The organism is Gardnerella sp. KA00390, from assembly GCF_049244075.1.
In the GTDB taxonomy this organism is placed as follows: Bacteria; Actinomycetota; Actinomycetes; order Actinomycetales; family Bifidobacteriaceae; genus Bifidobacterium; species Bifidobacterium vaginale.
The window spans coordinates 610,862-622,952 of record NZ_CP058372.1; the positions used below are offsets into that span (position 1 = coordinate 610,862).

Consider the following 12,091-nt stretch of genomic DNA (forward strand, 5'->3'; position numbering starts at 1 on the left):
TTTGATTCAAACAACCTACAACATAACTCACAACATTTCATACAACATTTTATACAATGTGTGTGTAGCATTACCTACGTTATTTGTATAAATCAAATAACGGTTAATGTAACAACTGTTGGGTTTCCTCTTTCATCAAGAACACGAACTTGTGTACCAGGAGCTACAGACTGGAATCTTACCGTGTGCATAAAGTCTCCAAGCGGAGCGGAAACATTTACTTTTAGTCCTAGGGCTTCAAGAGCTTTTCGAGCGTCGTTAGCATTTTTATTGCGAACATCTGGCATAGTAACAGTTCTTGGACCTTTAGAAACAACGACATTGAGTTTATCTCCCCAATGAAGTTGCGCTCCTTTTTCTACAGATGTGCTAATAATTTTGCCTTTTTCAACGGTATCATTGAACTCTTCACTGTATGTTGGAACAAGTTTTGCGTCGTTAAATGCTTTATCCGCATCTTCTTTTGTTCGGTTAACAACATCTGGCATAGAAACAGGCATAGGACCTTTAGATAATACAACAGTAATGTTCTTATTGTGATTCATTTGCATTCCTGGTGTTGGAGAAATTTCTACAACACAGCCTTTAGGAACATCTAATGAATAAACGTCGTTGCTTTCTTTGTGATTAATAGAAGTAAAACCAGCTTTGCGTAAAGCTTTTATAGGATTCTTACCAGTTGTTGATGTTGGATCGATAATATCTTCAGGAATTGTAGATTGTCGTATTCCTTTTGACACAATAACATGAACTTTATTATTTCCGTGTTTAGATACATGACCGCCACTGAAATCAGGATTAGTGGAAATAATGTTTCCAGAAGGTATATTATCGCTAAATTCTTTTTGAACAGAATAAGGAATATTGGATATTTTAAGAGTTTGCTCGTAATCAAACCATGGAATATTTGTGATTTTGCAAGCTTCTTGTGTTTTGCATGACTGCGTATTTGGTTTCGGCAAAGACCAGTAGCTTCCAGGTCCTAGATAATACCAGTAAGAACCAAATGCGATTGCTGCTGCAACAACTGCCGCGCTGCTAACAGCTATAATAACAACTTTATTGTGTAATTTTTTATGATTAGAGTTTTGACTTTTACCGTCAGTGCTTAAATCATTCTTATTAAATTGAGGAGCACGCATAGCAATAGTTAGCATATTGCTATCATTAAAATCTTCAAGTTGATTCACACTGTTTGAAGAATTTTGACTATTGGAATAGTTAAAATCAGTGTTACTGTTTTTTTGAACTATTGTCATAGTTGCATCAATATCAGTTGTTTTATCAATATCAGTTGTTTTATCAATGTCTTTAGTTTTAGACAATACCTCATTTCCAATATTGTTAGGATTAGAACTACTCTGATTTACATTCTCTTTACTAACTTTATCAGCATTATTCGCATCGTTCGCATTAGGAGGAAGAGGTATGTTAGAGTAATTTCTTTTATCGAATTTATCTGAATCAGACATTCTATTTTCAGTTTTGATTGCGTCTAAAGTCGTATTTAAAAGTTGATCTTCATTATCGTAATTTGGATTAAACTTATATTGCCAATCTTCTTTAGGCATATTAGCGCAAATTTGTCTAAGCATACTAAGTGCTTTAGAAGCGTCACTCGGTCTTTTTTCCATTTCTCGAGCAGTAATAGATGCAAGAAAATCAGCTATAGAAGAGTTGATATCGCTACAAATTGTTTTTATAGATGGAGTGTCTTCATGAACATGCTTAAAAACAAGCGTAACAGGATTATCTGCGCTAAAGGGAACACGCCCAGCAAGCATTTCCCAAGCCATCATTCCAGCAGAGTATAAGTCTCCTTGAGGAGTGGCAAGATTCTTTTCAATCATTTCTGGAGCTAGGTATGCGGCGGTTCCAAGAAGAAGACCAGTAGAAGAAAGTGTAGCTTGCGATATAGCACGAGCAAGACCAAAATCAGTTATTTGCACGTGACCGCGGTCGTTAATAAGAATATTTTCTGGTTTAATATCTCTGTGTACAACACCAGCAAGGTGTGCGGATGCAAGACCATCTAAAGTTTCCGCGAGAACTCGAAGAGTGTCTTTTAGGCTAAATGTGCCATATTTGTTCATTTCGTATCTAAGATTTACTCCATGAACATATTCCATCACCAAGTAGTCAAGCCCTTCAAATTCACCAGTATCGTAAACCTGAACAATATGAGGATTCGCTATTGCAGCGGCAGATGTAGCTTCACGCCTAAATCTTGCAATAAATTGCTCTCTATGCACTCCTTGAGCTAGTTGAGTATGCATGATTTTAAGCGCAACTGGGCGATTAAGACGCTCATCTTGCGCTTGATAAACGGTAGCCATGCCGCCTTCTGCTATCTTCCGCATTATGCGATAGCGATTCTCAATACACATTCCTGGTTGCGCTTGAACTTCACTCATGTAGTAAATCCCTTATACGCGTATTAAACCAACTACCTAAAAGTGTACAGGCAATACAGTATCCACTAAATATTTAGTATATCAGTGATTTTACTGCCATTCTCTAGGAATGAATTTGCTAGAAACCTCGTTCAATATGGATTTTCCAAATTCAGATAATGTACTGTTATCTATTTTTTCTTGCGATTCAACCCAAAGATTGTGAATGCGCTTTTTAGATTTACTTATAGCACCACTCTGATTGAAAATGTTAATAATCCTATTAACATCATCTTCATTGCGATTATTAGAGTTATAAGCATCTATCAAAAATAGACGGTCTTCGCTTGAAGAAAGATCTAGAGCATCAGCCAAAAGGACAGTGCGTTTACCTTCTCGAATATCGCCTCCAATAGGCTTTCCAGTGTGAGCAGAATCTGAAACAATATCAATAAGATCATCTGCAATCTGAAAAGCAATTCCCAATGGTTCACCAATATCATTCGCCAACTTAATAGCGTAATTTTTATTAAGTCCAGCAGATAAAAATCCGAGCGCAAGTGGAGCTATAGTTGTGTAACTTGCAGTTTTCCAACGAAAAACATTTATTGAGGATTCTGCTAGTTTCTTTGGATTTTTAAGGCTCATCATTTCTATGGAAAGATCTAAAACTTGACCAATACCAACATTTCTTTGCATATTTGCAAACTCGCCTAAAACTTCTTGAGGATTGCGCAAATTAGTACATGCTTTTCTAGTTATGTCAAAGCTTTGAGTTGCTAAAATATCTCCAAGCATTAATCCAAGTCCAATGCCGATATGCTTGCTATTGCATGCTTTGCTCAATGCGCAATATGCGCTTGGTCTTCCTCGTCTTAAAGCCGATTCGTCGATTATATCGTCATGTACAAGTGCTGCAGTTTGAAAGACTTCTAAAGCACATGCAACATCCAGCATTGCGCAATATGCAGTGTCTTTAGAGCAGTTACCGCGTACTGCATCGAAAGCTTCTAAAGCTAAGTAAGCTCTGAGTCTTTTGCCGCCTTCACTAGAAGAAATTGCTTGTTTCACTACATCTTTAAGTGTTTTATCACAACTAGAAATAAGGTTTTTACAAGCTAAAGAATTAAATTGGTCATAAATTAATTCGCTTATACGCGTCTCTATACATGACTTTTGCGAATCTAAACTCATATTAAGAGTTATCCACATGCCTTAGACATTACAAAATGAGTATTTTTCTAGTATTTTCTAGGATTTTATAGCCTTTAACCACATTGCGTTATTTTTATTGCACTAATTTGTTTCTGCTGCAAAACTCTTATTACCAAGTTAAAAACAGTATAAAAACACAACAAAATAAGGAGGAATTATGCGAATAAAAAGTGAATTGGAAAACAAGCAAGTTTTTGAAGATAATGATCATGAATATTCAACTTTGAAAGAATTAACAAATTTATATGCTGCAGGTATGTTTTGCGGAATATCTGAAGAGTACTTTGCTATGACTTGTGTTGCTGGAAATAGTATAGAAAAAGTGAATATCAGTAATGTTCCAAAAGAATGTATGACAGTTTTAGATATTCCTAAAGATTATATTAACAAACATCATAATTATGAAGATTATTGGATTAAATGTCTTAGAGATTTAACGCCAAATCTTTTTGAAAAATACATAGGCATAGATTATATGAGCAAAAATTTGAATGTTAAAAAAGAGGAAGCTGTATTTTCAAGTTATGATATTTTTGTTACACAATCTATACGAAACTGGCATAACATGGTTTCTAAAAAAGACGGCAATATTGTGGGTTATGACTTAATAATGTTGCCGATTGCAATGCTAAATAACATTAATGTTCGAGATACTCTTCTTGTGTCTTTACTAGACAGTAAAGGCGAGTATTACAACATAAATGATCTGCTCGTGCTAGCTTTAGCTCCACGAGAAAAAGAAAGATCTAAGGAATTAAGAGATTTTCTAGAAGAAAAATTTAACGAAGAATATGAGTTGCCTGATATTTGTAAAGCGCTAGACGTTGTTAACTTGCTAAAAGCTATGACTTATGTTGTAGATAATAATCCTAAATTAAAAGTACAAGTTTACGCATTAATGTCTTATATAAGCTGGTGGTTTAAGCTAGGAGATGTTGAAAGATACGTTTCAATGGCGCTAGAAATCGATCCTGATTGTTCTATGGCTATGATTGTGGATAATGCATACAAAAGTCATGTTGAGCCAGCATGGTGTAGAAAATTCGCCACGCCGCAAGTAGGGAAGCAGAAAAAATCGTCCTTAGAAGATGATTTACTTCTTAAGTAAAAGTTGCCCTTGCCATAACTATGCCTTTGTGGTATAGTGAGATGCCTTTAAAGGGCATAGCAAGGTATGATGAATGCCTTAATATGGCGGATTACTTTGCACATAGCAGGGAATCTACAGGAGGAAAAGTTTGGCGAGCGAAGATACATCTATTGTCGATTCCAAGATGGGCAAGGAAGAAAATCAGGAATTTAAAATGTCAGAAGATGTTGATGATCAAGATGTAGATGTTGACGTTGATGCAGACATGGATACAGATGAAGAACATATGGATTTAGAAGATTTTGATGAAATCCATGATGATCTTGATGTAGACGATGTTGATAATTTAGATGACGTTGACGATATGAATAATCTGGATGACATTCCAGATGATGAAGATTCCGAAGATTCTGACGATAATAAAGAAGAAGCGCCACAAGTTCCACAAGCAAAAGGTGCTTTTATTGTTCGAGATGATGATGACGACGATAATCTTACGCCTTCTGGAAATCCTAAGCGTCGAGTAATCGCCACTGGCGCTACAGCGGATCCTGTTAAGGATTATTTAAAGCAGATTGGTCGCGTGAGCCTGCTTAACGCAGAGCAGGAAGTTGATTTGTCAGAGCGTATTGAGGCTGGTTTGTATGCTCAGCATTTGCTTGATACGCAAATTGACCAAATGGAGTTTAAGCGTAAGCGTGAGCTTAAGTGGGCTGCAGCAGACGGTAAGAAAGCTAAAGATCATCTTCTCGAAGCAAACTTGCGTCTTGTGGTTTCTCTTGCAAAGCGTTATACAGGTAGAGGCATGCTTTTCCTTGATTTGATTCAGGAAGGTAATCTTGGTTTAATTCGCGCAGTAGAAAAGTTCGATTGGAAGAAGGGCTTTAAGTTCTCAACCTATGCTACTTGGTGGATTCGCCAGGCTATTACTCGTGCTATGGCAGATCAGGCTCGTACTATTCGAGTTCCAGTGCATATGGTTGAAGTTATTAATAAGCTTTCTAGAGTTCAGCGCCAGATGCTTCAAGATTTGGGTCGCGAACCTACACCAGATGAGCTTGCGCGCGAGCTTGATATGCCTGTTGAAAAGGTGCAAGAAGTACAGAAGTATGGTCGTGAGCCAATTTCTTTGCATACTCCTTTGGGCGAAGATGGTGATTCTGAGTTTGGCGATTTGATTGAAGATACTGATGCAATCGCTCCATCGGACGCTGTAGCATTCTCGCTTCTTCAGGAACAATTTAGACAAGTTCTTGAAACTTTGTCTCCTAGGGAAGCTGGCGTTATTAAAATGCGCTACGGTTTGGAAGATGGTCAGCCAAAGACTTTAGACGATATTGGTCGAGTCTATGGTGTTACTCGTGAGCGTATTCGTCAGATTGAGTCTAAGACAATGTCTAAGTTGCGTCATCCTTCCAGATCGCAAACTTTGCGTGACTTCTTAGATCAGTGATTTTAGAATAATTAACAAGTAAAGTGTCGTATTGTTGCTTTGTTTAGCAGGGATGCGACACTTATTGCTTAGTGGTTGCTTAATATTCGTGTTGTACAAGGGGTAGAAGTGGTCTCTAATAAAGATCGAGAACAGTATGATGCCGACAGTTTGACTGTGCTTGAAGGCTTGGATGCTGTACGAAAGCGCCCAGGCATGTATATTGGCACCACTGATAGTCAAGGTTTAATGCATTGCCTTTGGGAAATCATTGATAATGCTGTTGATGAGGCTTTAGCTGGGGCTTGTGACCATATTATCGTCACTCTTCACGACGATGGTTCTATTGAAGTTGCAGATAATGGACGTGGTATTCCAGTAGATGTAGAGCCTAAAACAAAACTTACAGGTGTTGAAGTTGTTTTAACTAAGCTTCACGCTGGAGCTAAGTTTGGTAATGCTTCGTACAATGCTGCAGGTGGCTTGCATGGCGTTGGATCTTCTGTTGTAAATGCGTTGAGCTTGCGATTGGATGTTGAAGTTGATCGTGATGGTAAAACGCATCACATGGCTTTCCATCAGGGTCATCCTGGAGTTTATAGTGACGCAGATTCAATGCATCCGTCTCCAGCTTCTCCGTTTAAGCGCACTCGCAAGAACAAGCCTACTGAGCTTGAGATTATTGGTACTGTTTCGCCAAAAACTACAGGTACTCGAGTTCGCTATTGGGCTGATCCTGAGATTTTTAACTCAACAGCTCGCTTTAGTTATGAACAGTTAATTGATCGAGTTCGTCAAACTAGTTTTTTGGTTCCAGGCTTGCGCATTACTGTTATTGACGAACACGTGCCAGAAGGCGAATTTAGCGATATTCAAGAGATTGATGTTAGCGCTAGTGATGATGCGAATGCTAATACTAGTGATTTAACAGATGATTTGGCTTTTAAGGATGAATCGCAAGCAACCGTAGATAATGAATCTAATGAGCTAAATCAATCTGAATATGAATCAGAAGAATCTGAATCTGATGGCGAATCAGAAGAAACCACTGCGCAATCTGTTGCAAATAGTGAGTCTTCTAGAGAATTGCAAAATAAGCATCATCCTCGAGTGGTTGAATTTTTGCATAACGGCGGAGTAAGAGATTTCGTTGATTTTCTTTCAAAGGGTCAAGCAGTCTCAGATATTTGGCGTATTTCTGGCGAAGATACGTATGTAGAGGAGACACAAGCTGTTGATTCTGCTGGAGATTTACATGCTCAGCAAGTGACGCGTAAATGTGGCGTTGACATTGCAATGCGCTGGGTAAATGGCTACGATTCAACGATTATTAGTTTCGTAAACGTTGTTGAAACTCCTGGCGGAGGCATGCACGTAGACGGATTCTTGCAAGGATTGACTAAGCAAATTCGTAAAGCTGTTGAAGATAATGCTCGCAAGCTAAAAGTAAATCTTAAAGATTCAAACACTAAGATTGAGCGAGACGATATTCTAGCTGGAATGGTGGCTGTTGTAACAGTTCGCATTGCTGAACCTCAATTCCAAGGTCAAACTAAAGATGTTCTTGGAACTGCTCAAGTTAAGCCAATCGTTACAAAAATGACTGACGCTCAATTTGGGGAAATGATTAGCGGATCCAAGCGAGGATTCAAAGAACAGTCTGCCAGAGTTTTAGAAAAAATTGTTTCCGAAATGCATGCGCGTATTCAAGCGCGTAAAACTAAGGAAGTTACTCGTAGAAAGAATGCACTTGAGTCTGCTTCAATGCCACCAAAGCTTTCTGATTGCCAGCCTGGAAATGACGATGTTGCAGAACTTTTCATCGTCGAGGGCGATTCTGCACTTGGAACTGCAAAAGCTGCTAGAAACTCTGCTTTCCAAGCGCTTTTGCCAATACGCGGTAAGATTTTGAACGTTCAAAAAGCAAGTCTTGCGCAAATGCTTTCCAACAAGGAGTGCGCTGCAATCATTCAAGTTGTTGGAGCAGGGTCGGGCGCAAGTTTTGATATTTCGCAAGCGCGTTATAACAAGATTGTTATGATGACCGATGCAGATGTTGATGGCGCGCATATTCGTATTTTGTTGCTAACGCTGTTCTACCGCTATATGCGTCCGCTTATTGAGAACGGGCATGTTTATGCTGCTGTGCCGCCTCTTCACAGAATTGCTCTCGCTGGAAAGCACAAAGGCGAGTATATTTACACGTATTCCGATGACGAATTGGCTGGAAAACTTGATGATTTGCAAGCTAAGGGCATTGATTTTAACAGCGATATTCAGCGCTACAAGGGATTGGGTGAGATGGATGCGGATCAGCTTGCAGACACCACTATGGACCCTAGAACGCGAATGCTAAGAAGGATTCGTATGGAAGATGCTCAGCAGGCGAGCGAAGTATTCGATTTGCTTATGGGTGATGATGTTCCTCCGCGCAAGCAGTTTATTGTTGATAACGCTGACGACTTCGATCGTTCCAAAATCGATACCTGATTTTGTTTTACTTGTGCGTTAAGTTACTTAATTTGTAATTTTCTTCGCATTATATAATGTGTATTACAAATTTTGAATTGTAATTACATTATGACATTTAGTTAAGTTATAATGATTTTATGATATAATTGCGAATGCAGGTTTGCTTCAATAGTGGAAGTGAATCTGGGATTTTGCATTTATTGATTTTCTTAGAATTTGTTTTATAAGAGGGAAAAATGAACAAGAAAACTGTGATTTTATTATCGACTACGATGATGAGTATTGCTACTGCTGCTTGCGCTTTTTGCATGGCTCAAACTGCAAATGCTGCTGATACTTACGTGGATTCTGGCACTTCAACTGCAAAAGTTACTACCCCCCCCCCAATTGAAAATAGCTCTTCTCAAAAAACTGGTACTTTTGATAAGAGTGTAATAAAGTCTTCTGATTCTTCTGATAAAGATAATATAAAACCTGAAACGAATTCGAAACCAAATTCTAATACAAAAACTGAATCCAAGCTTGAAGCTAAGAGCGATGTAAAGTCTGATGCAAAGCTTGATACAAAGACTAATGTAAACACTGGCGTTAAGACTACTGCTAAATCTAATGCAGATTCTGTTGTAAATACTGATACAAAGACTGAATTAAATATTGATTCAAAGTCTAAGAGTGAGGAAGCTCCAGTTTCACCAACAATTTTTAATCAAGCGCTTTTTGCTAGTGGTAAGCCAGCTCCTGATCAAACTCCTAAACCTCAAACACAAACGACTGAGCTTAGAGTAAGTCTTTGCTGGGAAACTATGAACAAGGATAATAAAAATGCATTTATTAAGGGTGATAGTGATTTTGGTCAATTGAATTTTGAGAGTTGGGACTTTGGTTCCACGCTGGACTCAACTAGACAAGACGTAAAGGATGCATTTAAGAAGATTCAGTTTAAGATAAAAGATACAACTGATAACAAGGTAGTAGCAACAACTACTGGCACTTATGATCCTGATACTGCTACTAGTGCAACGAAAAGTTTGGGTAGCTATGATTCAAGCCATACTTACGAGGTGTCAGTGGTAAACAGCACAATTCCAAGCCCGTATTATGTGACGTATAACAATGTTGCCACAGATGAATCACAATCGTTTGAACCTGATGTCACGCACTTTACGTGGAATCCATCTAAAGGGTCTAATAAAAACTATCAAAATAAATATTTTCGTCTAAATGCCTTGGAGATTGTTTATGCCAAGGATGAGTCTGTGGCAGCTAAGTGTTTCTCGTACGCGCAGCCTCAAAACTCTAATAAGGAGTATCAATCTGACGGAAACTGGAAGTTCACATATAACAAGGATAATATTTTTGAACGTCTTCGTGTAAAAGACAACGCTATTCAATTCACGATGGATGAAAATGGTAAACCTAAGGTTCCTGTTAAAGCTGGTTACAAGTTTGTTGGTTGGCAGTTCTATGTTGCTAAAAAAACGAATGGTCAACCATACACATCATATGACCGTATGGGGGATGACAATAAAACGATCATTAATAGTACAACCGTTGCGTACGTACCATTTAACGATCAAACTACTGCCTACCCATATTTATTTGCTGTACTTAGAGACAACAAGGGCGTTAATACGTTTGGTAGTATGCTCGGTACGCAATATTGCTCTACAAATCACACATTTGTTGTATTCCCTAAGTGGGAGGTTGCTGGTCATACAGTTACTTTTATGGATGGAGATACTCAATATGCACAAGTAAAAGTGCAAGAAGGTAAATCTATTAATAGCGATGAGTGGACTACTGAGTCTATGCCGGCTGATCCTTCGAAGTCTGGGTCCACTTTTGAAGGGTGGTTTACGCAGAAAAACGGTAAAGGTAGTAAGTTCACAGGCTCTACTACTGTAAAAGGTGATATTTCTGTGTATAGCTCGTATGTTCCTAAGACACCGACACCTCCAACACCACCAGAGCCGGAGCCTAAACCTGAGCCGAAACCAACGCCGACTCCTGAGCCAGAGCCGGAATCGAAGCCTAAGCCTACGCCTAAGCCAGATGTGACTCCTGAACCTGAGCCAATACCAGTTCCTGACGTTCCTGATGTTCCTTATGTGCCTGATGATTCGTGGATTCCTGTTCCTGAGATTGTTCCTGAGAATCCAGAGTATTCTGTTGTTGAGCAGCCTGTGTTGAATCCTGTTCATTCTTCGGATAAGCCAGTGGAGCGTTCTGTTGAGCAGCGTTTTAAGGCTGTTGATGCTGGTGAAGCTTATAATGCTAAGTCTCCTGCTAAGCATTTGCCTGATACTGGTGTTTCACTGGTTATGTCTATAAGTGCTTTATTTGTGTCTTTGTTTGCTGGCTTTGGTTTGTCTCTATTCAAGTCTCGCCGCAAGCATTAAACGCAAATATCGCATATAATCGCGTATAAACGCGTATAAGAATTAAAAAATATTGGAATAAGGCTTCTGAGTAAATGTTTTATAACATAAAGTCAGAAGCCTTATTTTATATGCGATTTTTGATGTAAACTGTATTAAAGGTTTGTTTTAAGAATTATTACTTTGTAAGTCAGTGTTCTATTGTGCTTTATCTTAAAAAGGAGGGTTTATGATTGGTAATAAGCAAGAAGTCTTTGACAAAGATAAGCTTGATTTTGCAATATTTTGTATTGAAAATGTTGCAAATAAGCTTAATCAAAACCCTCGAGATACGTATGATGCTTCGACTAAGAAAAGTAATATTCTTATGTCTTATATTGTTCCATCTTATGATGTTTTGCATACTCAAGGCAAAGAGTATATTACAAATGACATTATTTCCTTTATGCGTGAAAAAGGTGTGGCAAGTTTTAGGGGAGTGATGGATTTTGAAGGCGAATCCTATTTTGTTGCAAAAGAAGTATGCTAGGGTTGTAAGTTTGTTAGCTGAGCGTGCTGGGTTGAGTTATGAGCAGGCGCTTGACGTATTTTACCATTCCGTCACTTATGATTTGATGCGTAATGGTATTTCGGATATGCATTGTATGAGCGACGGATATTTGGTTCAAGATCTGCTTGATGAGATGCATAATTCTAAAATATGTGTTAATGCATGACTTTTGTAATAAATTAAACGATCGCGTGATATATCATGCTTGCATTAGTATTTCGACTATAAAGCGTACAATGTGTGTATGTTTTTACATTATTGCGTTATATATCTTTAAGAGGAAAAATGGGTAAGAGAACTAATATAATTTTGACTAGCGCTATGATGGGTATTGCTACTGCTGCGTGTGCTTTTTGCGTAGCGCAAAGTGCGAATGCTGCTGAAACTTCAGCTGCTTCTTCTGGTGTTAATACGTCTGTAAATTCTTCTGCCTCAACTTCTAATATACCCAATGGGGGGGGGCTTTAGATAGCACTTCCTCAGAACATGCTAAATCTGTTGATAAAGATAGAAGTGCTCCTGAGGAAACGCCTGTATTTGATACTGCTGCTAACTATAAGA

Annotated in this window: 9 protein-coding genes; 7 read left to right on the top strand and 2 right to left on the bottom strand. The window is 38.4% G+C overall.

Annotated elements, in window-relative coordinates:
* Positions 1-92: 92 nt before the first annotated feature.
* Both HXT53_RS02300 and HXT53_RS02305 read right to left on the bottom strand, forming a co-directional pair.
* On the bottom strand, positions 93-2,414 hold the full coding sequence (locus HXT53_RS02300) for a Stk1 family PASTA domain-containing Ser/Thr kinase (protein ID WP_410311267.1): 2,322 nt from the start codon (positions 2,412-2,414) through the stop codon (positions 93-95).
* A gap of 90 nt (positions 2,415-2,504) precedes the next feature.
* Positions 2,505-3,587 (bottom strand): polyprenyl synthetase family protein, encoded by a 1,083-nt coding sequence (locus tag HXT53_RS02305; protein WP_004112551.1) that lies wholly within the window; start codon positions 3,585-3,587, stop codon positions 2,505-2,507.
* A 178-nt stretch (positions 3,588-3,765) separates the two neighbouring features.
* On the opposite strand from HXT53_RS02305, the gene HXT53_RS02310 reads away from it, so the two are divergent.
* From HXT53_RS02310 to HXT53_RS02340, 7 genes are all read left to right on the top strand, one after another.
* Positions 3,766-4,716 (top strand): hypothetical protein, encoded by a 951-nt coding sequence (locus tag HXT53_RS02310; RefSeq protein WP_410311268.1) that lies wholly within the window; start codon positions 3,766-3,768, stop codon positions 4,714-4,716.
* A gap of 130 nt (positions 4,717-4,846) precedes the next feature.
* Positions 4,847-6,151: an RNA polymerase sigma factor gene (locus HXT53_RS02315; protein ID WP_004112553.1), complete on the top strand. Its 1,305-nt coding sequence runs from the start codon at positions 4,847-4,849 to the stop codon at positions 6,149-6,151.
* 108 nt (positions 6,152-6,259) lie between these two features.
* Positions 6,260-8,620: a DNA gyrase subunit B gene (locus HXT53_RS02320; RefSeq protein WP_174142765.1), complete on the top strand. Its 2,361-nt coding sequence runs from the start codon at positions 6,260-6,262 to the stop codon at positions 8,618-8,620.
* A gap of 218 nt (positions 8,621-8,838) precedes the next feature.
* Positions 8,839-11,001 carry an InlB B-repeat-containing protein gene (locus HXT53_RS02325; protein ID WP_421780547.1) on the top strand — a complete coding sequence of 721 codons (2,163 nt, stop codon included), beginning with the start codon at positions 8,839-8,841 and terminating at the stop codon, positions 10,999-11,001.
* A 208-nt stretch (positions 11,002-11,209) separates the two neighbouring features.
* Positions 11,210-11,509 (top strand): DUF3791 domain-containing protein, encoded by a 300-nt coding sequence (locus HXT53_RS02330; protein ID WP_004115481.1) that lies wholly within the window; start codon positions 11,210-11,212, stop codon positions 11,507-11,509.
* Positions 11,469-11,696 (top strand): DUF3791 domain-containing protein, encoded by a 228-nt coding sequence (locus HXT53_RS02335; protein ID WP_032837413.1) that lies wholly within the window; start codon positions 11,469-11,471, stop codon positions 11,694-11,696. The genes HXT53_RS02330 and HXT53_RS02335 overlap by 41 nt, the downstream gene beginning before the upstream one ends.
* Positions 11,697-11,815: 119 nt before the next feature.
* Entirely contained in the window at positions 11,816-11,998 is a 183-nt protein-coding gene (locus tag HXT53_RS02340) for a hypothetical protein (protein ID WP_101891887.1), read from the top strand.
* Positions 11,999-12,091: the final 93 nt, after the last annotated feature.

What these genes read in the sequence shown, in the direction of transcription:
- HXT53_RS02300 (WP_410311267.1), bottom strand. Translation starts at nt 2,414, where the DNA reads ATGAGTGAAGTTCAAGCGCAACCAGGAATGTGTATTGAGAATCGCTAT.
- HXT53_RS02305 (WP_004112551.1), bottom strand. Translation starts at nt 3,587, where the DNA reads ATGAGTTTAGATTCGCAAAAGTCATGTATAGAGACGCGTATAAGCGAA.
- HXT53_RS02310 (WP_410311268.1), top strand. Translation starts at nt 3,766, where the DNA reads ATGCGAATAAAAAGTGAATTGGAAAACAAGCAAGTTTTTGAAGATAAT.
- HXT53_RS02325 (WP_421780547.1), top strand. Translation starts at nt 8,839, where the DNA reads ATGAACAAGAAAACTGTGATTTTATTATCGACTACGATGATGAGTATT.
- HXT53_RS02330 (WP_004115481.1), top strand. Translation starts at nt 11,210, where the DNA reads ATGATTGGTAATAAGCAAGAAGTCTTTGACAAAGATAAGCTTGATTTT.
- HXT53_RS02340 (WP_101891887.1), top strand. Translation starts at nt 11,816, where the DNA reads ATGGGTAAGAGAACTAATATAATTTTGACTAGCGCTATGATGGGTATT.